Source organism: Arthrobacter sp. R4-81 (assembly GCF_054792365.1).
In genome coordinates this window covers 3,729,731-3,751,347 of sequence record NZ_CP096445.1, presented here as the reverse complement: position 1 = coordinate 3,751,347, position 21,617 = coordinate 3,729,731, and the positions used below count along the sequence as shown (strand labels likewise).

Here is a 21,617-nt window from a genome sequence, read left to right as displayed (position 1 = left end):
CGCTTAGGCTTGTCTTGTGGAACCAATGTCTGCGGCCTTTGATGCCCTGATCCTGGCCGGAGGCCGTTCCTCTCGTCTGGGCGGAGTGCCCAAATCCGGGTTGATGTACGACGGCGAAACCCTCCTTGTGCGTGCGATTGCAGCCGCGCAAGGAGCGGCTAAGACGGTGGTAGTGGGCCCGGACCCCGGAGGGCTGCCAGCAGGGGTCCTCGCCGTGAGGGAGGACCCGCCGTATTCGGGTCCGGCGTCGGCGATTGCCGCAGGGGTGGCAGCGCTGGCCGAAGGGCGTACCGGCAGGCCGTCACCGCTGACACTGATTCTGGCGTGCGACATGCCCCGCTCCGCCGTCGCGGTAGGTGTGCTCCGGCAAAACCTTGGCTTTTCCGCTGCTGCCGCCAACCCGGATTCCGGCAGCGACGGAGTGATGGCGGTGAGCCCGCAAGGCAGGAAACAGCCTCTGGCCGGGCTCTACCGGACGGATTCACTGCAACGCGCCGTCGACGAGGCCCGTTTGCGGGGCGGACTCAGGGACGCCTCCGTTTTCTCGCTCCTTGCTAGGCTTGACGTGAGGTTGGTTACCGTTCCTGCCGGGTCCACGGACGACGTGGACACGTGGGACGATGCCGCCGCATTAGGGGTGTCCAACCGGGAGCAGTAAAGGCCCGCATTGGTTGTGGCGTCCGCAACGGCAGGTGAATTTGGAGGCACTTCGTGAAAAGCCAGGACGAGACGCTGGAAGAGTGGTGCCGGGCGTTGCTTCAGGCCTTCGAACTGGAGAACGTCGAAGTGGACATCAACGAAGTGCTCGCCGTGGCCGGAGTAGCGGCCCACTCCATCGTGCGACCCGCTGCCCCGCTGACCACGTTCATTGCCGGTTTTGCCGCCGGCCTGGCATCGGGTTCCGGGCAGGCCAACGATGCCCATTCGATGCAGGCCGCCCTGGGCGTGGCCCGCACCGTGGCCAAGGACTACGCGGGCGAGCCGCCGGCAAACACTGGAGTTCCCAGCGCATGACAACGGGTCTTCCGGAGGCCGAAGGGGAAAGTCCCTCTGACCACTCCCAGCCCCGCACAGAGAAAGAATCGCCCGACGACGGCGTCGACACGCCTCCCCAGCACCTTGCCCACACCTGGCAAGAGGCCAGGCAGGCATCCTTCAACTGCGCCAGCCCCATTCCGGCCGGGCCAGTCAGGCTAGCCGATGCCATTGGCAGGACATTGGCAACAGACATTGTGGCGCTGCAGGACATCCCCCACTACGCGTCCTCGGCTATGGACGGCTGGGCGGTGAATGGCACCGGACCGTGGATCCTCTCGGAACCGGGACAGCGATTGGCTCCCCATGAGGCCAGCCCCATTGTGACCGGGGGCCTTGTCCCGCCCGGCGCAAAAGCGGTGTTACGGAGTGAGAGCGGAGTTCTGACAACTGACGAGGACGGCCTTCCGGTCCTTGCTGTAGGCGGGGGCGCACGTCCAGGTGAGCCCCGGAATGGCCAGCACATCCGCAAGGCAGGGGAGGAGGCCATGAACGGGGAGACGCTTGTCCGGAGCGGCACGGTTTTGAACCCCGCCCACATTGCGCTTGCCGCCCTTGCCGGCCATGACACCGTCGAAGTTCTGGGCAAACCGGTGGTAAAGCTGCTCCTGACAGGCGCGGAGGTGGTCAGTGACGGCTTGCCTGCGCCGGGGCAGGTTCGGGATACGTTCGGACCGCAACTGGCCTCCGTCGTGGCCATGCTGGGGGGGATCTGCGCGTCCCAGGCCAAGATCGGGGACGGCTATGCCGATTGGCGCGCGGGCCTGGAAGACAGCGTTCCTGAACCGGACGGCGGCCTGCCTGCAGCGGAGAGCCTGCCGGCCCCTGAAAGCCTCCCGGCCCCGGAAAGCCTCCCGGCCGACGTCGTCATCACCACCGGAGGCACAGGACGCAGCGGCACCGACCATCTCCGGCAGGCAGTTGCCGACCTGGGCGGACGGCTCCTGATTGATGGAGTGGCCATGCGGCCCGGCCACCCGGTGGTGCTTGCCGAGTTGCCTGACGGCAGGTTCGTACTGGGGTTGCCGGGAAATCCGTTGGCAGCGATGCTGGCCCTGTCCACCGTGGGGGCACCCCTTCTGGCTGCCCTTGGACACCAGCCGATGCCGCCCGTCAGCGAAGTACCAAGCGGGACGACCATCGAGCCTGACCCCGGGCGGACCCGGCTGATGCCTTACCGGTTGCTCTATGGCATGGCGTCGCCGGCGAAGCATGCGGGACCGGGCATGATGCGCGGACTTGCCTCGGCTGACGGCGTGCTGGTGGTGCCGCCTCACGGGGTGCAACTCGGGGAGCTGGTTCCCGCTTTCGCCCTGCCCTGGGGATCAAGCGTTGCCGCCCCGGGATCCGGTGCCGACGCGGGAGCCGGGAAGACAGCGGGGAAAAAGCCCGGCAAAAGGACTGCAAGGAAAGGCGCAGCGGCGGATGGTCCTGTGGACTGGAGTGCACTCCTGGATTGACCGTTTTCCTTGTGAACAGCGCTCGTTTCCTTGTGAACAGCGCTCGCTGGCATAGCCCGCCCGCGCTTGCAATGATGGAGACATGAACGAAAGCCAGGGTTGACCCATGGGACGCATGAGCGTACGCCGCAAGATCCGCAAGTTCGTGATGGACGGCTCTCCGGGCGCAATCGACTTTCCGGTCCGGCACAAAGAGGACGTCCTGGCCGTCGAGGAGCCTCTGGAGATCAGGCTCGGAACTCTCTCCTTCTCCGTAACTATGAGGACACCGGGGAATGATTTTGACCTCGTGGCCGGATTCCTCGTCTCCGAGGGTGTCATCTGGGATCCGGATCAGCTCCTCTCCTTGAGGTTTTGCGCCGGCGAGGACGAGGACGGGGTGCAGACTTTCAACGTGGTGGAGGCACAGTTGCGGCCTGACGTAGCAGTTCCCGAAACCGGGAGGAACGTCTACACATCAAGTTCCTGCGGCATTTGCGGCACAGACTCAATCGAAGCCGTACGGAAATCGTCCCGGTTCAGCCCGGCGGCAGACGCCACGCCGATACCGCTCGCCACCCTCACTTCCCTTCCCGAGAGGCTTCGCGCGGCCCAGTCATTGTTTGACTCCACGGGGGGAGTCCATGCTGCAGGCCTCTTCCGGATACAGGAGGACGGCGATGCTGAACTCCTCTGCCTCAGGGAAGACGTAGGGCGTCACAACGCTGTGGATAAAGTGGTGGGCTGGGCATTGCGGGAGCGGCTCCTGCCCCTCGCCGGCACCGTACTACAGGTCTCAGGACGGGCCTCCTTTGAGCTTGTCCAGAAGGCCTGGCTTGCGGGAATTCCGGCTCTGGCTGCGGTCAGCGCTCCGTCCAGCCTTGCTGTGGAACTGGCTGAAGCAAGCGGAATGACGCTGGTGGGTTTCAGCCGGGCAACCAGCCTTAACGTTTACGCGGGGGAGCACAGGATCACGGTTCCAACGCCGCTGGCAGGATAGGATCCGGGCTTGGTGTTACCCTTTCCGACAAGAAGATTTCATCCATCGAATGGAAACAGTCTTCTGCCAGGGAGGATGACTGGACCGCGCGAACGCTGATTGTGACGGCCCAGCCAGAGACTTTGTCAGCAGCTACCCGGATACGAGCCTAAAGAGGAATCACGTGCACGACGACCGCCGGATCACGGAAGTGCGTCTCGACCGCTTTATGCGCGAACGTATCAGTGCTGCCGTATATACCCGCACCACAGAACTGTCCCTGAGCAGCTGGGATGTTCCTGACGAGCCCCTTCCAGTCATGGAAGCCCTCCGGCAGGAGTTCCTGCCCCAGGAGCACGGAGCCCCCTGGGGAAAGCCGTGGAGTACAAAATGGCTTCGGCTGCAGGGTGAGGTGCCGGATTCCTGGGGTACGCTGCCGGACACAACGGTGGAAATCGTCGTCGACCTCGGATTCACAACGGAACTTCCCGGCTTCCAGTGTGAGGGGATCGCCTGGCGTCCCGACGGCACCATCATTAAGGCCATTTCGCCGCGGAACCAATACGTTCCGCTGAAGCTCCTGGGCAGTGGCATGGCGATTGATTTCTACGTGGAAGCCGCCGCCAACCCCGACGTGGCCCAGGGCTGGACTTTTGCGCCCTCTCCCTATGGCGACAAGGTAACCGCAGGAACTGAGCCCCAGTACAGGCTCGGCACCATCGCCATCGCTGAGTTGAACCAGACGGTTTGGGAGCTTCAGCAGGATGTCTGGACGCTCCATGGGCTGATGCACGAACTCCCGATGGAGCTTCCGCGCCGCCACGAGATTCTCCGGGCCCTTGAGCGGATGATGGACGTCATGGACCCGGAGGACATCGCCGGTACTGCTGCTGCGGGCCGTAAGGCGCTGGCCGCCGTTCTGGCCCGGCCGGCCTACGCGTCCTCCCACCGGCTCGTTGCAACAGGTCACGCCCACATCGATTCAGCCTGGCTGTGGCCCGTCCGGGAAACTATCCGCAAATGCGCCAGGACGTTCTCAAATGTTGTGGCGCTGATGGACGAATACCCTGACTTTGTGTTCTCCTGCTCGTCGGCCCAGCAAATGGCCTGGATGAAAGAGTATTACCCCGAGCTTTTCGGCCGTATCCGGGAGAAAGTCGCGTCCGGACAGTTTGTCCCCGTGGGGGGAATGTGGGTCGAATCGGACACAAACATGCCCGGCGGAGAGGCCATGGCGCGCCAGTTCATTGAGGGCAAGAGCTTCTTTTTGAAGGAGTTCGGCGTGGACTCCCAGGAGGCATGGCTTCCTGATTCGTTCGGCTACTCGGCTGCCCTTCCGCAGATCGTGAAAGCGGCCGGAAGCCGGTGGTTCCTGACGCAGAAGATTTCCTGGAACCAGGTGAACAGGATGCCGCACCACACGTTCCAGTGGGAAGGAATCGACGGTACCCGCCTCTTTACGCACTTCCCGCCGGTTGACACCTACAACTCGGAACTGAGCGGGCGGGACCTTGCCCATGCCGAACGGAACTACCGGGACCACGGGCGCGGCACCGTTTCCCTCGTTCCCTTCGGTTATGGCGACGGCGGAGGCGGACCGACGCGTGAAATGGTCGCAGCGGCGCACCGGACGGCTGATCTGGAGGGCTCGCCGCGGGTCCGCATCGGGACCCCCCAAAGCTTTTTTGCCGAAGCCGAAGCAGAGTACAGCCCCTTGCCCGTCTGGGTGGGCGAAATGTACCTGGAGCTGCATCGGGGCACTTACACCAGCCAGGCCAAGACCAAACTGGGGAACCGCCGCAGCGAGCATTTGCTGAGGGAAGCGGAGTTGTGGTGTGCAACCGCCGCCGTGCGCACCGGCGGCGGCTTTGACTATCCCCAGGCCGAGCTAAAACGGCTCTGGCAGTTGGTCCTTTTGCACCAGTTTCACGACATCCTGCCCGGCAGTTCGATCGCCTGGGTCCATCAGGACGCTGAGCGGAACTACGCGGCCGTCATGGAAAGCCTCGACGCCATCATCGGAGATGCAGCTGCTGCCCTGCTGGGGGAAGGCGATCAAAAGTTCCTCCTGAATGCCGCGCCTCATGAACGCAATGGGGTCCCGGCGCTCGCGGCAGCGGAACCAGTGCGCTCAGAGACTCCGGTGACAGTGACGGAAAAAGCAGGAGGGTACGTCCTGGATAACGGCGTCATCCGAGCGGTAGTGGATGGCAACGGACTCCTGACCTCACTCATGGATTACTCGAGCGGACGCGAAGCGATAGCACCCGGCCAGTTCGGCAACCATCTGGAACTCCACCGCGATACTCCCAACGAATGGGATGCCTGGGACATCGATGAGTTCTACCGGCGCAACGTCACCTCACTGCAGGAGGCGCGGTCTGTAACGCTCGAACGCGGCGGCTGGGACGCCGTCGTCGTCGTGGAGCGGCTGGCCGGCTCATCAGCGGTGACCCAGCGGATCTCCCTGGAGGCGGGAGCCGACTCCCTGACCATTTCAACTGCCATTGACTGGCAGGAGAGTCAAAAGCTGCTTAAGCTCGGATTCCCGCTGGATGTGCGGGCTGACCGCTCTGCGTCCGAGACGCAGTTCGGCCATGTGTTCCGTCCGACCCATCTCAACACATCGTGGGAGACCGCCAAGTTCGAAATCTGTGCCCACCGGTGGATCCACGTGGCCGAACCCGGTTACGGCGTGGCGATCTCGAATTCCTCCACGTACGGCCATGACGTGACCCGGAGTGTAAGGAACGACGGCGGCACCACCACCACCGTTCGCCTCTCGCTGCTCCGGGCTGCGAAGTTTCCTGATCCTGCAGCCGACCGGGGGGTGCATGAGCTCACAGTCAGCATCCGTCCGGGAGCGACGATAGCGGACGCAGTCGAAGAGGGCTACCGCACGAACTTGGCCCCGCGGATCGTCAGGGGCGGGCAGCCTGTGGAGCCGTTGTTTTCGGTCTTCAACCAGGCGCTGGTAATTGAGGCCGTCAAACTCGCAGAAGACGGCTCCGGGGATGTGATTGTCAGGCTCTATGAATCACTGGGGGAACGGTCCGCTGGCCTGATTACAGCCAACTTCCCGGTTGCGTCGGTGCACTCCGTTGACCTGCTGGAACGTCCGGTTGATGCCCCTGGCGTCAGCGCCGGCAATGATTCTGCTGAGTTGACACTGCGGCCGTTCCAGTTGGTGACGCTGAGGTTCGTGCGGTAGCGGACGCTCTCTACCCCGACGAGGCGGTTAAATAGGCTGAGTGGGGGCGGTCCCCAACAGCCCGCCACCACTCATCCCCCCAACATTGCTTACACCGAGCGGGCATCGAGCAGATTATCCCTACCCCCGACGCCGCTACAAGGTGTTCACACATTCATGATTGTCTCATGTTCTAATGATTTTGTGAAAGTCCTGTGATTACTTTTCGGTAAATGACCTCAGTGACGGCTTGGTCCGCCTCAGCAGGACCCTGCCGATCCAAATGCTGGCCAGTCCGGCCATGAGGGCCAGGACGGCTGTGTAGTTGATGACCGGCTGGAGGAATCCAAGGGAGGCCGGGATGACGGGGAACAGCATGCCCAGCATCAGTGCAACGAATCCAAGGGACAGCAGGGCCGCCCCGCAGCGAACGGCGCCCGGGAGTGACTGGGTCACAGCCCTAAGCGTCACTGGCAACAGGCATGCCGCTACATACGCCGGATAGAGCCGACCGGCAGCAGCGTAAAGCCCGATAAGCAGGCCGTTTTCCGGGCTCCTGCCGGGAAGGGCTGCCAGTCCGGTAGAGGAACCGGCTGTGTCTGCTAGGAGAAAAAGAACAACGGTGGCAAGCATGATGAGGCCAAGAACGCCGGCACCAACAGGCCCGGTAAGGCGGCGCAGGGCCCGGGAGTCATCGAATGCCTTGGCCACACCCCGTCCAGCAAGAAAGACGGTCACATAGATGATGAACCGGAGAACCAGGTTGGCGTAGTTTTCGGAACCCAGCCAGAAATCCACGGCCATGTACGGCTGTTCGATGCTCAGGAGGATCGCCAGCGCAGCAAGGACAAAGATGGCGAACAGGGAACGGTTACGGCCACGGAGGGCGCTGGGTATCCGGGCCAGAGCCAGAGCACTACATACCGCCAGCGTGGACCACTGCAGGATTTCGATCATCCGAGGTTCTCCCAAATTTTTTCTGTTCGCTCATGGTCCTGTTCCTGGCGGCGCAGTGTCCTGCCGATGGCTTGCAGCCGGTCTCCCGCCAAGGAAGCGAGTTCCCCGTCAGACAAACCGGCCAAAGCGCGTTGCCGTGCTTCAGGGGCCCACCCTGCCTCCTCTTCGGTGATGAGGCCGGTTGCGACCAAACCGCTCGTTGGAGCCACACCCGCTGCCACGGCAGTTGCAATTGCCAGCTCCGGGGTCAGCCGGTTGGCTGTCAGCTGGGCAGAATAATTTTGGGGGGCGATGCCGGTAGCGGCTGAGACCCGGTGCCTCAACTCGCCGTCGTCGATGGCGTCCACCCAGTTCCTCACGGAGGTTGCGTGAGGTGCGGGGATGAGCGGCGGCTGCGGCACCGGCGGCGATCCCGGATCGTCCGGGATCGAACGTGCAATTACCGCATGCAGCAGATCAGTCGTGGCGATCTGGCTGACCAGCTCCGCCGGCCTCGGTGGTGATTGTTCCTTGCGCAGGTCTGCGAACGTGTCAAAGACGGCAAGTGCAGTCACTGGGTTGATGCCGACGGCGCGGCTGACGCTGACGAGGGTTGACTCGGCCACTTTGCCACGAACCAGTTGCTGCGCCAAGGTGGTGCGCTTGATGCCCGATAGGCGGCTGATATCGGCCATGCTCGCTGATGGTGCAACTCCTTGGAGCCATCGTTGGAAAGCCTTGGCGGGGACTGGCATGGACGGCTTCCTGCATTGGGAGGAGTGCCCGGCTTTGCGCCGGCGGGATGTATCAACTATGCTAGATGGTCGAACCCGTTGGTCCGTACACCCCCCAAGTCCGGATCAACGGGTTCTTCTACGTCCGGATGTTTTTCCGCTGTTTGGCGCGGTGAGAGGATGGACCAATGACTGCAACCCTTGTTGCCAAAGACCTTTCCGGCGGTCACGATCACCGCACCCTTTTCTCAAATCTTTCCCTCACCGTGGCACCGGGCGATGTTGTAGGAGTAGTTGGAGCCAACGGAGCCGGAAAATCGACGTTGCTTCGCCTTCTGGCCGGTGTGGATCAGCCGCAGGACGGCACCGTCAGCCTGGCGCCGTCGGATGCCTTTGTCGGGTGGCTGCCGCAGGAGCATGAACGGATCGCCGGCGAGACCGTCGGCGGCTACATTGCGCGCCGGACCGGGTGCGCCCAAGCGACGATGGCCATGGAGGCGACGGCCGAGGCCCTGGGATCCGGAGCGCCGGGATCCGAGGATGCCTACTCGCTGGCCTTTGACCGGTGGATGGCTTCGGGGGCAGCGGACCTGGAGGAGCGTATCGCTCCGGTCCTGGCCGATCTCGGCCTCGAAACCGGCACCGATGCCCTTATGACGGGTCTCTCCGGCGGCCAGGCAGCACGGGTGGCACTGGCTGCTCTGCTGCTCAGCCGTTTCGACGTCGTCCTCCTTGACGAGCCCACCAACGACCTGGACCTTCAGGGACTGGCAAAGCTTGAGGCGTTTGTGCAGGGCCTTCGTGGCGGTGTGGTCCTGGTCTCCCACGACCGTGAATTCCTGGCCCGTTGTGTCACCACCATCGTCGAGCTGGACCTTGCCCAGAATTCCGTTTCCGTCTACGACGGCGGCTATGAGGCATTCCTTGAGGAGCGCGCCGTCGCAAGGCGGCACGCCCGGGAGCGCTATGAGGAGTTTGAGTCCACCAAAGCCGACCTGGTGTCGCGCGCCCGTACGCAACGGGAATGGAGCTCCCAGGGTGTCCGGAACGCCATGAAGAAAAGCCCGGACAATGACAAGATCAGGCGCGCAGCCAGCACCGAATCATCGGAAAAGCAGGCCCAGAAAGTGCGCCAAATGGAATCGCGCATCGCCAGGCTGGATGAAGTGGAGGAGCCCCGCAAGGAATGGCAGCTCCAGTTCAGCATCGGGCAGGCTCCCCGCTCCAGCTCCGTAGTGGCTACGCTGCGGGACGCTGTGGTGCGGCAGGGGGAGTTCACCTTGGGTCCCGTGAACCTGCAGCTCAATGCGGGGGAGCGGATCGGGATAACCGGCCCGAACGGCGCCGGAAAGTCCACCCTTTTGAGGCTCCTGCTGGGGTCGCAGCAACCCGTTGAGGGAACAGCGTCAATGGGTGCCTCGGTGGCCATCGGTGAGATTGACCAGGCACGTGGCCTCCTCGCGGGACACCTGACGCTCTCCTCCGCAGTGGAGGCTGTGCTTACTGACATGACGCAGGCCGAGGTCCGAACACTGTTGGCCAAGTTCGGGCTGAAAGCGGATCATACGTCCAGGCCTGTCGACTCACTGTCCCCTGGCGAGCGGACCAGGGCTGCGCTCGCCCTGCTCCAGGCGCGGGGAGTCAATCTGCTGGTCCTTGACGAACCCACCAACCACTTGGATCTTCCCGCCATCGAGCAGTTGGAGGAGGCCCTGGAAAGCTACGACGGGGCTCTTCTGCTGGTCACCCACGACAGGCGCCTGCTCGAAAATGTCCGTCTCGATGTCAGATGGCACGTCCTCGCCGGAACGGTCACGGAATCGTCCGGGAGCGGTTTTGTTGAAAGCGCGAAAGACCGTTCCGCCGCAAGGACCGGGCGTAACCGATGAGCATGGACGGGGTGGCCTGGAGCTCCCTCTACAAGATCAGCCGGGCCTCAGGCGGCTCCAGATCGTTCTCCAAGGAGACGCTTAAGCGGGTCTTCGGCTTTGCCCTCCCGCACCGTCGGAAGCTGTTTGTCTTCGTGCTGCTTTCGATCGTCATGGCGGTCCTGGCTGTGGCGACTCCGCTCCTTGCGGGCCAGGTGGTGGATGCGATCATCGCTGGAGTTGAGGCTTCAGTAGTGATCTGGCTCGCTGTGCTGATTGCCGCCGTCGCGGTGGCGGAAGCGGGCATCGGCCTGCTGACACGCTGGCTCTCCTCCACCATTGGCGAGGGCGTGATCGTTGACCTTCGCACCAGGGTGTTTGACCACGTCCAGAAAATGCCCATAGCGTTTTTCACCAGGACGCGGACCGGGGCGCTGGTGAGCCGGCTCAACAACGATGTGATCGGGGCGCAGGCGGCCTTCGCCGGAACCCTCTCGGGGGTGGTCAGCAACGTGGTGGCGCTTCTGCTGACCCTCGTAGTGATGCTGGAGAAATCCTGGCTGGTGACAGTGCTGGCCATGGTCCTGCTGCCTATCTTCCTCATCCCGGCCCGCCGGATGGGGTCGAAGCTGGCGGACCTTCGACGCGAAGCCGCCGAGCACAATGCGGCCATGGGCACGCAGATGACCGAACGGTTCTCGGCTCCCGGTGCCACCCTCGTGAAGCTCTTCGGGCGCCCGGATGAAGAATCCCGGGAATTCGCGGTCCGCGCCGGCCGGGTCAGGGATATCGGCGTCCGCACAGCCATGCTTCAGTTCACGTTCGTGACCGCACTGACACTCGTCTCCGCCTTGGCGCTCGCTTTGGTGTACGGGCTGGGTGGCTGGCTGGCGCTCGGCGGCCAGCTGGCCGCGGGCGACGTCGTGGTGCTGGCATTGCTGCTGACACGGCTTTACGCGCCCCTGACCGCCCTTTCCAATGCGCGCGTCGAGATCATGAGTGCATTGGTCAGCTTCGAACGCGTGTTTGAAATACTGGACCTCAAGCCCCTCATCCAGCAGAAACCCGACGCCGTCGAGGTACCACCGGGACCGGTGGCCGTGGAGTTCGACGACGTCCGCTTCGCCTACCCATCCGCGGACAAAGTATCGCTGGCTTCCCTCGAGGACGTGTCCACCCTGGACACCCGGGGTGGGGAGGAAGTGCTGCACGGCATCAACTTCCGGGTGGAGCCTGGCCAGACCGTAGCACTCGTAGGATCTTCGGGAGCAGGTAAGTCCACCATCGCCCAGCTGCTCGCCAGGCTGTACGACGTCGATTCCGGCGCCGTGCGCCTCGGTGGCACCCTGCCCGGCACCGGAGTAGACGTCCGCGACGTCACTTTCGACTCGATGCGGGCGACATTGGGAATGGTGACCCAGGACGGGCACCTTTTCCACGAAAGCATCGCCTCCAACCTACGCCTTGCCCGGCCCGAGGCCACAGAAGACGACATGTGGGACGTGCTGCGCCGGGCGCGGCTGGAGTACATGATCAGGTCCCTCCCGGACGGACTGGACACGGTTGTGGGGGAGCGCGGATACCGGCTCTCCGGCGGCGAACGGCAGCGTCTGACCATTGCCCGCCTGCTCATTGCACAGCCGCGGGTGGTGATTTTGGATGAGGCTACAGCTGCCTTGGACTCCACCAACGAGGCAGCAGTCCAGGCTGCGTTGGGGGCTGCGCTGGAGGGGCGCACCGCCGTCGTGATTGCCCACCGCCTGTCCACCATCCGTGCAGCGGACATGATTCTTGTTGTGGAGGAAGGCCGAATCGTGGAACGCGGGACGCATACCGAGTTGCTTTCAGCCGATGGCCGCTATGCCGAGCTCTATCACACGCAGTTCGCAGAGGCCCACGCCGTTGCCGAAGAGGCCGTTCCCGAGCTCTAGGTTGTCCCGGACAGGGCCGGCAGGATGTGGTCTGTGAGCAGCGGAGCCAGATCCCGCGGAAGCTCGGCGGTGAGATCCAGCCAGCGGATCTCAGCAATTTCTGCTGAGGGGTGGGCCGACCAGACGCCGGGAGCGGTGTACACAGTAGCCTCGATGTCCGTGGCGGCCTCATTCGCAGCCGCTGCGATCCAGACCCCCATGAGCCGAAGATGCTCCGGCGGGACGGCGATCCCTACCTCCTCGAGGAGCTCACGGGAAGCAGCCTGCGCCGCAGTTTCGCCCTGTTCAGGCTTGCCGCCGGGATGCATGAACTTGTCGGTGCCCCGCTTGCGGACCGTGAGCAGGCGCCCGGCGTCGTCGAAGACACAGACGGCGGAAACCACGATGCGCGGTGTCATCGCCCGCCTCCGGCGCCTGGCACGACGGCGCGGCGCAGCACCGATTCCAGCAAGAGGTTCTTCCCGGGACCGCTGACGTCCCAGCTGTAGCGGTATTCGTCCCGGCTGACCAGCGAGTATTTCACTCGATAGGTATCGGGATCGCACCAATGGAGTTCGGAGTCATCAGCGGGGAGGAAACTCATCCGGTGGAAGGGGCGTCCGTCCGGAAAGAAAACGTCAAGGGTGTCGGGCCTGTCAGAGGCGTGCAGAACATACTCACGTTGCGCAGGGCCGGTGAAGGGTTCGCCGCCAGGAGCTGCCCAGTGCACCGTTCCTTCTTCGCGAAAGCGGAGGCCGCCGTCGTCCGTTTCACTAAAAATGGCGACGCCGGTGAACGTACCGCGGGTGTCCGCGGACCGATCCCATAGGGTACGGTCCACCGACCAAGAGCCAACAAGATACGCGCGCAGGTCTACAGCGGAAGCGGCGTCCGGCGTGTGCGAATTCAAGTGCCCTCGATTGGAATCGAACCAACGACACCGGCTTTAGGAGAGCCGTGCTCTATCCACTGAGCTACGAGGGCGGGCGTCCGAACCGGCCGGCACGAGGCCATCCTGTTCGGGCACGGTTACAAGCATACAAGGTGCTGGCGCGTACTACGCTCTTGGCATGAGTTCTGCCCCGTTGCCAGCCACCGCCCTTGTCTATATTCCTGATACAGCCTCGACGCGGCAATACATCGGAGCCTGGTCCGTTCTCAGTGTTCTTCAGTATTTTGCGGCTGAATCGGCCGTGATCGGTGCCTGGGCAGGCCCGCAGCCGTATGACCGCCGAACGGGTTTTATCAGCGATCTGGGCGCGGTGACCTGCGGAATCTTCGATGGTCGGGCTGTGTGCTCTCCGCTGCACCTCCTCATGAACGCTTCATTCTTTGTCCAAGGGCTTGGCATTCTGCTGGGCGCGCTGCTGCTCAGTTCAGGATTGCTCTGCGTTGCAGCCAAGCCGGGCGTGCGAGCACTGCCGGGCGAGAAACCCTGGCATGCAGCCATAGTGGTCCGGCTCTTCATGGCGACAGCGGGGGCCGGAACAATGCTGGTGGGGCTGGTTCCGGAGGACGTTGGATCTCCGCTGCATTTTGCCGGGGCGCTGATGTTTTTCATCGCGGGTGCCTTGGGACTGGCCACCCTTGGCGCCATCTGGCTCAGCAAGACACCGCTGGCATGGTTCATCCTCGGCTGCGGAGTGGTGTCCCTGTCTGCCCTCGTGGTGGGTGGCATCACCCGGATGGACGTCCCGGAGCCAGGTACCCTGGAGCGGCTGATGGGCTATCCGGTGACCACTGGCATTGCAGCGGCGGGCCTGGTGATCGCCCAGCGGGTCCACAAAGAGCGCAAGATCCGGAAAGCAGCGCGCATCCAGGCTCAGTAAGCGGGGACCCTTCTATCGGTGTTTCCGGGGCTTCCGTCCCAGGAAAGACGCAACCGCGCCGCCCAGCAGGCTCAGCAAAAAGAGCACCCAGCCGGCAACGGTGAGCGTGGAGGCAAGCGCAACAGCACCGGCGTCGGGCGTTGACATCGCCATCATGGAATCGATGGCCGCATTGCCCCACAAACGGACAGCGACGAAGAGAAGGGGGATGGCCCAGAGAGCCCAGCGGAGCGGCTTTCGGGCAACGTTCGTGCCGATCAGCAGGAGCCAGGTAAAGCCGAAAATGAGGGGAAACAGGATTCCAGCCGTCTTGTGCAGGTAGTTGAGCTGTCCCACGGCATCCGCATCCATGGCTTGGCGCAACTGCTCGACGTACGAGGCATCAAAGCCGCCGAACAGGGAATCCGGCATAGCCAGCCCGCCCGAAAGCTGGGTCAGCTGATCGAGGGTAAGCAGGTGCAGATACCAAAAGAGGAAGAGGCTGGCCACCAAACCGGCAATAAGGATCAGATTGCTGTTGTTCTGCGCCTTCTGGGGGCTACGCGCCGTGCTTGGGTTCATCACAGCAGGAAGATGGTGCTGAGGGATCTCAGCCTTGGTTCCATGCTTTTTGATCCGCTGTGCGGGTGTTTTGGCCATGGCTCCATTATTGCCCGTGCAGATAGGCTGGGACGCGTGACCGAACTTGGAAGACACAAACTTGGCAAGCACAGCGCCGCGGAACTTTCCGCGTCCATGGACGACTACCAGCTGGCAGAAGCACTGGTCAGGGAAGCCGGAACCCTCGCCCTGATGATGCGCCAGGGAGGGCTGGAAGGCCAGCGTAAAACGTCGATTTCCGACGTCGTCACGGCAGCAGACCACGCAGCTGAAGCCTACGTGCTGGAGCAGCTGCAGCGCTGCCGCCCCGAGGACGGAATCCTGGGGGAGGAGGGTACTTCAATCGCCGGGAGCAGCGGACGGACCTGGGTGATCGACCCCGTGGACGGCACTTACAACTTCCTCCACGGTTCGACGTATTGGTGCTCCGCTATCGCTTTGAAAGACGCGTCCGGGGTGGTGCTGGGCGCGATCTTCCAGCCGGAGGAGGACAAACTGTGGCTTGGCGGGCTTGCCCGGACCGCAACGTTGAACGGTGAACGCCTTTCCACCTTTCATTCCAACGGCGCAGGGCGCTCCGGCACTCCCTTGGCGGAACTTGGCGCAGCCACGTACATCCACCCCGGCTGGCTGGCGGACCCCATGTGCGCGATGCCGTGGCACGCTGCTGCCACGTCCGCTGCCGCCCTTCGAATGCTCGGCTCCGGCTCCTGCGACCTGGGCCGCGTGGCTGACGGGCAACTGGGGTGCTGGTTCCAGCACAGCTGCCCCGAGTGGGACTGGCTCCCGGGGAAAGCGATCGTCCGGGCCGCTGGCGGCTCCGCGGATACGGTTCGGGTCAACGGGCTGGACTGGTTTATGGCCGGAGGGCAGACGGCGGTCCGCGAGCTCCGTGAGGCGTTGTTGTCCGGTTCGGTCGGATAAGAACCCCGGTCTGAGATCAGAGCCGGGAACCGGAGCCTGAACTGGAGTGATTCGGGCCTGGATTGCCTGTGCGAACTTGCTGTCGGCCCCACCGCCTAGACTTGTACCCATCATGGATATGTTGTTTGACCCGTACGCGGACGGTCCTTTCAAAGCTGCCTCCCACCCGGCTGCACTGACTAAAGTGCGCGCCGGCAGCGGTGGCTCGGCGCCTGAAAATGGCGGCGGCAATGAACCTGAAACGGACAGCGGAAGCCACCTTTCAACGGAGAAAACCTCACGGGAGGGCAGGCCCAGGAACCCTGACGCCGCCGAACTTCTCCACGGGCTCAACCCGCAGCAGGAAGAGGCTGTTAAGCACTCGGGCAGTGCCCTTTTGATCGTTGCGGGCGCGGGCTCCGGCAAGACACGCGTTCTCAGCAACCGGATCGCCTACCTTATCGCCACCCGCCGTGCCCATCACGGGGAGATCCTGGCCATCACCTTCACCAACAAGGCGGCCGCGGAAATGCGTGAACGCATTGAGGCGTTGGTGGGCGGCAGGGCCAAGACCATGTGGATTTCCACCTTCCACTCCTCCTGTGTGCGAATTTTGCGCCGTGAAGCACCCAACGTCGGTCTGAAATCCAACTTCTCCATCTACGACTCCGCGGACTCGCTCCGGCTCATCACCCTGGTGTCCAAAGGGCTGGACCTGGATCCCAAGCGCTTCGCTCCCAAGGCCATTCAGCACAAGATCTCCGCCCTCAAGAATGAGCTCATCGACGCTGACTCCTACGCGTCCAGCGCCAACTACAACGACCCCTTCGAACAGGCCGTTGCGGAGGTATTCAAGGGCTACACGCAGCGTCTGCGCCAGGCGAACGCCATGGACTTCGATGACCTCATTGCCGAGACCGTTTACATGTTCCGCGCCTTCCCGGCGTTAGCCGAGTCATACCGGCGGCGATTCCGGCATGTCCTGGTGGACGAATACCAGGACACGAACCACGCCCAGTATGCCTTGGTGCGGGAAATCGTGGGAGAGGGAGAAGGGGCAGCCGAGCTCACCGTGGTGGGTGATTCCGACCAGTCCATTTATGCCTTCCGCGGCGCGGATATCCGCAACATTGTCGAGTTTGAGAACGATTACCCGGATGCCCGCACCATCAAGCTGGAACAGAACTACCGCTCCACCCAGAACATCCTCAATGCCGCGAACTCGGTCATTTCCCGCAATCCGAACAGGCCTGAGAAGAGGCTTTGGACGGCAGAGGGCGACGGCGAGAAGATCATCGGCTACGTGGGTGAGAACGAACACGACGAAGCCCAGTTCATCGCCAAGGAGATCGACCGTCTGCAGGACGAGGACAACCTCCGTCCCGGCGACGTCGCCATTTTCTACCGCACCAACGCGCAGTCCCGCTCCATAGAAGATGTTCTGGTCCGGGTCGGGCTGCCCTACAAGGTGGTCGGCGGCACCCGGTTCTACGAACGCAAGGAAATCAAGGACGCGCTCGCTTACCTGAGGGTCCTGGTTAACCCGGACGACGACGTCAACCTTCGCCGTGTGCTCAACGAACCCAAGCGCGGTATCGGCGACCGCGCCGAGGGTGCAGTGGCAGCGCTGGCCACGCGCGAACGGATGTCCTTCATGGCTGCGGCCAGGCGCGCCGAGGAAGCCCCGGGCATGGCCACACGGTCCGTTAACGCAGTGCTTGGGTTCGTGAAACTGCTCGATGACCTCTCAGTAGTTGCAGCAGGTTCCGGCGCCGCCGCAGCCCTGGAAGCTGTCCTCGAGCAGACCGGTTACCTGGCCGGACTGCGTTCCAGCACTGACCCGCAGGACGAGTCCCGCGTGGAGAACCTCGCGGAACTGGTCGCCGTCGTACGGGAATATGAACGTGACAACCCCGAAGGTTCCCTGGAGGCCTTCCTAGAGCAGGTTTCGTTGGTGGCAGACGCCGACCAGATTCCCGACGCGCCCGGCGGTGACGCCGAAGACGCGGCCGCCGCCGTGGCCGAAGCAAAGCGGCTTGGGGTGATTACATTGATGACCCTTCACACCGCAAAGGGATTGGAGTTCCCGGTGGTTTTCCTCACCGGTATGGAACACGGGCTGTTCCCGCACCAGCGCTCCGCCACTGATCCCAAGGAACTTGCCGAGGAGCGCAGGCTGGCGTACGTAGGCCTGACCCGGGCCCGGAAGCGCCTGTACGTGACCCGTTCGGAGGTCCGCAGCATGTGGGGCCAGAGCCAGTACAACCCGGCCAGCCAGTTCATCGAGGAAATCCCGGCCGAACTCGTGGAATGGCGACGGGAAGGTTCCATCCGCCAGTCCGGAGGCTGGGGAAGCGGTGCACCCATCGGTTCCAGCCGCTACGGTGGATCATTCTGGGGAGCGGGGACATCGCGGGGTGCGGCAGCCAGCCCAACTGCCGGCTTCAACGCCGACGTTCCGGCCGCCGTCGCCAAGAACAGGGTGCAACCCCAAAAGGAAGTTGTTGCCGTCAGCGTCGGGGACAAAGTCAATCACACGAGTTTCGGCAACGGAACGGTGCTCGCCGTGGAAGGCGCCGGGGACAAGACCGTAGCGAAGGTGAAGTTCGACGTGGGTGAGAAGCGGCTCCTGCTGCGGTACGCGCCCCTGACCAAGCTGGACGCCTGACCGTCTTTCCAAGGGCATTGTGGGGGAGTGCCAACAGGCATACAGTCAGCTGAGGAACGCTAGGGGGCAATGGTGTGAAGATTCTGCTGGCCAGCCAGGCAATCGCGGGGCACTTCAATCCCATGACTGGAATCGCCAAACGCCTGAAAGACGGCGGGCACGACGTCGGCTTTTACACTGGCAAAGTGTTCGCGGGGAAGCTGGCTGAGCTCGGCGTCCGGCACTTCCCTTTTGACCGGGCCATTGAGCACACGGCTGACAACCTTAATGAGCTTTATCCGCAGCGGGCCAAGCTCAAAGGACCGGCAGCCATCCGCTTCGACGCAGAGCGGATCTTTGCCAGCAACGCTTCGAGATTCTTTGAGGATATCCGGGACGTCCAGAAGGAATTTCCATTCGATACCGTCGTCATGGACGGTTCCATGTTCATCCAGCGGCTCGTCGGCACCTTGCTGGGCAAGCCTGTCGTCAGCTTCGTCGCGGTGGGAAACATGGAAAGCGACCCACTCGTCCCTCCTCTGTTTTTCGGCTTCTCACCCGCAAAAACACTTCCCCAGAAGATGCTCCAGGCCGCCGCAAGACTCGCGTCAACCCAAATCGTCCTCCGGCCCGCGTGGATAAGTTATGTCCGGCAGCTGAAACACTACGGGCTCTCAAGCCGTAAAGGACTTTTAGCCGACGAGACATACCGATGGTCTGATGCCGTGATTCAAACCGGAACTGCTTCCCTTGATTTCCCCCGCAGAAACGTCAATCCCAAAGTCCGGTACGTCGGTGCGCTTCTGCCCTACGGGGTGGCGGGGGATGGTTCCGAAGCAACCATCCCCGCTGGGCGCTACGCCCATACCGCCGTGGTAACGCAGGGAACCGTGGACAACAAGGACCCCAATAAGCTGATGATTCCTGCGATAAAGGCGCTGAAGGACCGGGACGTCCTGATTGTTGTGGCCACCGGAGGCGTGGGAACAGCGGAGCTCAGGCAACGCTATCCGCTGAGCAATGTGGTGGTGGAAGACTTCGTTGATTTCGACCAGATCTTTCCGTTAGCTGACGTCTTTATCACCAATGGGGGCTTTGGGGGAGTGCTGCTGAGTCTGTCCCATGGTGTGCCGGTGGTGGCTGCCGGGATCAACGAGGGCAAGAGCGACGTCAACGCGAGGTTGGAGTACGCGGGGGCGGGTATCAACCTGAAGACTGAGTCTCCCACTCCGTCGGCGATAGCAAAAGCGGTAGATGCCATACTCACCGACTCGGGGTGGAAGTCCCGTGCCCGCGCCATTCAGGAGCAGTTCGAGGCAGAGGACGGGGCTGGTGGGGCTGTAGAGGTCATCGAAGAAGTTGTCCGCTCAGCCGGCAAGGCCAGTTCACCCCACCCCTAGTCCTCTCTCCATCAACAGGCACAGTCTGCCCACGGGCATAATGGGTGCCATGCGACGGACGTTTTTGGGGATACTGGCCGCCTTCCTGCTCTTGGCTGCCACCGGCTGCAGCTTTCAGGCGAAGGATCCGAACTACGTCCCCCCGCCGCCACTGACTGCCCTTGAACAGCTGAAACAGGCTCCGCTGGCAGACCCTGCACTCTTTTCCTCGGGCGGGGACGCCGTCAGTTTCATCACTGCTGACGGGAACGCCGCGTGCTCCCTGACCTCTGCGAAGGGGGAACACATCAATCTGCCCTATGAGCAGAACGGCTACGGTGACAGCGCCAACAACAAGTTCCCCACCGTGCCCGTAGCCCATTGCGAACTGGCTGTTTATCCCAAACCTGAGCCAGCTGACGTGAAGGATGACTGCGCCGGTACGGGAGTGGGATACCTGGGCGGGGTTGCATTGCTCACACCGGAGAAGGCAGGGTACGGCGAGTGCCGCTCCGGCGTGACCCAGCTGGAATCCGAAACCGGCCCCAAGGGCACAGGAAGCGGCCCGATCTCACAGCTTCCTGTCCTGGCTGACGGCCAGAATATTGAGCGCAACGGTTTGCGCTGCTCTGCCTACAACGGCGGTGTTGCCTGCGGTAACGTCTCCGCAGGGGTCGCTTTCTTCGTTTCGCGGGACCGTTACGAACTTATTTTTGACAGCGGTAAAACAGCTTCACCAAGCCCCTCGGAAGCCGGAAAAACCCCGTAATCCCGCACTTTTTCTACGTTCCATAGAATAGTGTCCTTACTCACTTAACCGGTACTCTGGAACGGGCTGGTCCCCGCGAAGGACTAGAGTTCCGGAAGGAGCACTGCGCCGTGTGGCTCGTTTCCAAGCTTGTCCCAGGGTGCTTTCAATCCGCAGCCCGGTAACCGCGAGTACGTGGGGTCCGGCTGTACAGAAACTACTTCGACGTAGAAGGACACTAAACCGTGGACCTGTTTGAATATCAGGCGCGCGATATGTTCGAGGCGCACGGTGTACCCGTGCTTGCTGGCATCGTGGCGCACACCCCTGAAGAAGCAAAGGCAGCTGCCGAGAAAATCGGTGGCGTAACTGTTGTTAAAGCACAGGTTAAGGCCGGTGGCCGCGGTAAGGCCGGCGGCGTCAAGGTTGCCAAGTCCGCCGATGAGGCGTTTGAGCACTCCACCAACATCCTGGGCATGGACATCAAGGGCCACACCGTCAACAAGGTGATGATCGCCCAGGGTGCTGACATAGCCGAGGAGTACTACTTCTCCGTCCTGCTGGACCGGGCCAACCGCAACTACCTGGCCATGTGCTCGGTTGAAGGCGGCATGGAAATTGAGCAGCTCGCCGTCGAACGTCCCGAGGCCCTCGCCAAGATCTCGATCGATCCCTCCGTCGGAATCGACCAGGCCAAGGCTGACGAAATCGTTGCTGCAGCAGGCTTCGCTGAGGAATTGCGCGGCAAAGTCGCCGCCGTCATCCTGAAGCTCTGGGATGTCTTCAAGAAGGAAGACGCCACCCTGGTGGAGGTCAACCCGCTGGTCAAGACCGGAGCGGGCGAGATCGTTGCCCTGGACGGCAAGGTGTCCCTGGACGAAAACGCCGGGTTCCGCCACGCAAAGCACGCCCTCCTTGAGGACAAGGAAGACACCGATCCTCTTGAGGCCAAGGCCAAAGAGCAGGACCTGAACTACGTCAAGCTGGACGGCGAAGTTGGCATCATCGGCAACGGTGCAGGCCTGGTGATGTCCACTCTGGACGTCGTAGCTTACGCCGGTGAAAACCACGGCAACGTCAAGCCCGCCAACTTCCTGGACATCGGCGGCGGAGCTTCCGCTGAGGTCATGGCTGCAGGCCTTGACGTCATCCTGGGCGACGAGCAGGTCAAGTCCGTGTTCGTGAACGTCTTCGGTGGTATCACAGCTTGTGACGCAGTTGCCAAGGGCATCGTTGGCGCACTCGCCGAACTGGGACACTCAGCCAACAAGCCGCTGGTGGTCCGTCTTGACGGCAACAACGTCGAGGAAGGCCGCCGCATCCTGGCCGAGGCCAACCACCCGCTGGTTACGCTGGCCGCCACCATGGACGAGGGCGCCGACAAGGCCGCCGAGCTCGCCTACGCAGCTAAGTAAGGGAC

General features: G+C 62.8%; 18 protein-coding genes and 1 tRNA gene. 13 read left to right on the top strand and 6 right to left on the bottom strand.

From position 1 onward, the window contains the following. Positions 1–25 precede the first annotated feature (25 nt). The 5 genes from mobA (at position 26) to M1E05_RS17215 (ending at position 6,664) form a co-directional block, all read left to right on the top strand. A complete protein-coding gene (gene mobA / locus M1E05_RS17235; RefSeq protein WP_461165278.1) occupies positions 26–658 on the top strand; it encodes a molybdenum cofactor guanylyltransferase in 633 nt (210 codons plus the stop codon). A 53-nt stretch (positions 659–711) separates the two neighbouring features. Continuing rightward, positions 712–1,014 carry a DUF6457 domain-containing protein gene (locus M1E05_RS17230; RefSeq protein WP_458113334.1) on the top strand — a complete coding sequence of 101 codons (303 nt, stop codon included), beginning with the start codon at positions 712–714 and terminating at the stop codon, positions 1,012–1,014. Further along, positions 1,011–2,495, top strand: a complete 1,485-nt coding sequence (locus M1E05_RS17225) for a molybdopterin molybdotransferase MoeA (protein ID WP_461163697.1) — start codon at positions 1,011–1,013, stop codon at positions 2,493–2,495. The genes M1E05_RS17230 and M1E05_RS17225 overlap by 4 nt, the downstream gene beginning before the upstream one ends. A 106-nt stretch (positions 2,496–2,601) precedes the next feature. Next, positions 2,602–3,474 carry a formate dehydrogenase accessory sulfurtransferase FdhD gene (gene fdhD / locus M1E05_RS17220; protein WP_461163696.1) on the top strand — a complete coding sequence of 291 codons (873 nt, stop codon included), beginning with the start codon at positions 2,602–2,604 and terminating at the stop codon, positions 3,472–3,474. A gap of 163 nt (positions 3,475–3,637) precedes the next feature. Continuing rightward, a complete protein-coding gene (locus tag M1E05_RS17215; protein ID WP_461163695.1) occupies positions 3,638–6,664 on the top strand; it encodes an alpha-mannosidase in 3,027 nt (1,008 codons plus the stop codon). A gap of 198 nt (positions 6,665–6,862) precedes the next feature. Here the strand turns inward: M1E05_RS17215 and M1E05_RS17210 are convergent, their stop codons facing one another. Beyond that, the gene (locus tag M1E05_RS17210) at positions 6,863–7,600 is read right to left on the bottom strand and encodes a hypothetical protein (RefSeq protein WP_461163694.1); all 738 of its coding nucleotides are present in this window, start codon (positions 7,598–7,600) and stop codon (positions 6,863–6,865) included. Next, complete coding sequence (locus M1E05_RS17205) at positions 7,597–8,334, bottom strand: hypothetical protein (protein WP_461163693.1); 738 nt, start codon at positions 8,332–8,334, stop codon at positions 7,597–7,599. Before M1E05_RS17205 ends, M1E05_RS17210 begins: the two co-directional genes overlap by 4 nt. Positions 8,335–8,501: 167 nt before the next feature. Between M1E05_RS17205 and M1E05_RS17200 the strand changes: the two genes are divergently transcribed. Both M1E05_RS17200 and M1E05_RS17195 read left to right on the top strand, forming a co-directional pair. Next, on the top strand, positions 8,502–10,202 hold the full coding sequence (locus M1E05_RS17200) for an ABC-F family ATP-binding cassette domain-containing protein (protein ID WP_461163692.1): 1,701 nt from the start codon (positions 8,502–8,504) through the stop codon (positions 10,200–10,202). Continuing rightward, on the top strand, positions 10,199–12,112 hold the full coding sequence (locus M1E05_RS17195; RefSeq protein WP_458113341.1) for an ABC transporter ATP-binding protein: 1,914 nt from the start codon (positions 10,199–10,201) through the stop codon (positions 12,110–12,112). Before M1E05_RS17200 ends, M1E05_RS17195 begins: the two co-directional genes overlap by 4 nt. Here the strand turns inward: M1E05_RS17195 and M1E05_RS17190 are convergent. The 3 genes from M1E05_RS17190 to M1E05_RS17180 form a co-directional block, all read right to left on the bottom strand. Then, the gene (locus M1E05_RS17190; RefSeq protein ID WP_458113342.1) at positions 12,109–12,510 is read right to left on the bottom strand and encodes an NUDIX hydrolase; all 402 of its coding nucleotides are present in this window, start codon (positions 12,508–12,510) and stop codon (positions 12,109–12,111) included. The genes M1E05_RS17195 and M1E05_RS17190 overlap by 4 nt on opposite strands. Then, on the bottom strand, positions 12,507–13,001 hold the full coding sequence (locus M1E05_RS17185; protein ID WP_461163691.1) for a DUF6314 family protein: 495 nt from the start codon (positions 12,999–13,001) through the stop codon (positions 12,507–12,509). The genes M1E05_RS17190 and M1E05_RS17185 overlap by 4 nt, the downstream gene beginning before the upstream one ends. 1 nt (position 13,002) lies before the next feature. Further along, positions 13,003–13,075, bottom strand: a tRNA-Arg gene (locus tag M1E05_RS17180). 86 nt (positions 13,076–13,161) lie between these two features. Between M1E05_RS17180 and M1E05_RS17175 the strand changes: the two genes are divergently transcribed. Continuing rightward, positions 13,162–13,920: a DUF998 domain-containing protein gene (locus M1E05_RS17175; RefSeq protein ID WP_461163690.1), complete on the top strand. Its 759-nt coding sequence runs from the start codon at positions 13,162–13,164 to the stop codon at positions 13,918–13,920. Between the two features lie 12 nt (positions 13,921–13,932). On the opposite strand, the gene M1E05_RS17170 is transcribed toward M1E05_RS17175, so the two are convergent. Beyond that, entirely contained in the window at positions 13,933–14,559 is a 627-nt protein-coding gene (locus M1E05_RS17170) for a hypothetical protein (protein ID WP_461163689.1), read from the bottom strand. Positions 14,560–14,655: 96 nt separating this feature from the next. Between M1E05_RS17170 and M1E05_RS17165 the strand changes: the two genes are divergently transcribed. The 5 genes from M1E05_RS17165 to sucC all read left to right on the top strand — a co-directional run bounded on the left by M1E05_RS17165 (position 14,656) and on the right by sucC (position 21,612). Continuing rightward, positions 14,656–15,444: an inositol monophosphatase family protein gene (locus M1E05_RS17165; protein WP_458114423.1), complete on the top strand. Its 789-nt coding sequence runs from the start codon at positions 14,656–14,658 to the stop codon at positions 15,442–15,444. Positions 15,445–15,562: 118 nt separating this feature from the next. Beyond that, the gene (gene pcrA / locus M1E05_RS17160) at positions 15,563–18,091 is read left to right on the top strand and encodes a DNA helicase PcrA (protein WP_461165277.1); all 2,529 of its coding nucleotides are present in this window, start codon (positions 15,563–15,565) and stop codon (positions 18,089–18,091) included. Positions 18,092–18,165: 74 nt separating this feature from the next. Next, positions 18,166–19,470, top strand: a complete 1,305-nt coding sequence (locus M1E05_RS17155) for a glycosyltransferase (protein WP_461163688.1) — start codon at positions 18,166–18,168, stop codon at positions 19,468–19,470. A 40-nt stretch (positions 19,471–19,510) separates the two neighbouring features. Next, entirely contained in the window at positions 19,511–20,218 is a 708-nt protein-coding gene (locus M1E05_RS17150) for a hypothetical protein (RefSeq protein ID WP_461163687.1), read from the top strand. A gap of 224 nt (positions 20,219–20,442) precedes the next feature. Continuing rightward, positions 20,443–21,612: an ADP-forming succinate--CoA ligase subunit beta gene (sucC, locus tag M1E05_RS17145; protein WP_458113348.1), complete on the top strand. Its 1,170-nt coding sequence runs from the start codon at positions 20,443–20,445 to the stop codon at positions 21,610–21,612. Positions 21,613–21,617 lie beyond the last annotated feature (5 nt).

Coding starts and splice junctions, on each gene's coding strand:
- M1E05_RS17170 (WP_461163689.1), bottom strand. CDS start 14,559: ATGGCCAAAACACCCGCACAGCGGATCAAAAAGCATGGAACCAAGGCT.
- M1E05_RS17175 (WP_461163690.1), top strand. CDS start 13,162: ATGAGTTCTGCCCCGTTGCCAGCCACCGCCCTTGTCTATATTCCTGAT.
- M1E05_RS17210 (WP_461163694.1), bottom strand. CDS start 7,600: ATGATCGAAATCCTGCAGTGGTCCACGCTGGCGGTATGTAGTGCTCTG.
- mobA (WP_461165278.1), top strand. CDS start 26: ATGTCTGCGGCCTTTGATGCCCTGATCCTGGCCGGAGGCCGTTCCTCT.
- M1E05_RS17195 (WP_458113341.1), top strand. CDS start 10,199: ATGAGCATGGACGGGGTGGCCTGGAGCTCCCTCTACAAGATCAGCCGG.
- pcrA (WP_461165277.1), top strand. CDS start 15,563: ATGTTGTTTGACCCGTACGCGGACGGTCCTTTCAAAGCTGCCTCCCAC.
- fdhD (WP_461163696.1), top strand. CDS start 2,602: ATGGGACGCATGAGCGTACGCCGCAAGATCCGCAAGTTCGTGATGGAC.
- M1E05_RS17190 (WP_458113342.1), bottom strand. CDS start 12,510: ATGACACCGCGCATCGTGGTTTCCGCCGTCTGTGTCTTCGACGACGCC.
- M1E05_RS17150 (WP_461163687.1), top strand. CDS start 19,511: ATGGGTGCCATGCGACGGACGTTTTTGGGGATACTGGCCGCCTTCCTG.
- M1E05_RS17200 (WP_461163692.1), top strand. CDS start 8,502: ATGACTGCAACCCTTGTTGCCAAAGACCTTTCCGGCGGTCACGATCAC.
- M1E05_RS17165 (WP_458114423.1), top strand. CDS start 14,656: ATGGACGACTACCAGCTGGCAGAAGCACTGGTCAGGGAAGCCGGAACC.
- M1E05_RS17205 (WP_461163693.1), bottom strand. CDS start 8,334: ATGCCAGTCCCCGCCAAGGCTTTCCAACGATGGCTCCAAGGAGTTGCA.
- M1E05_RS17225 (WP_461163697.1), top strand. CDS start 1,011: ATGACAACGGGTCTTCCGGAGGCCGAAGGGGAAAGTCCCTCTGACCAC.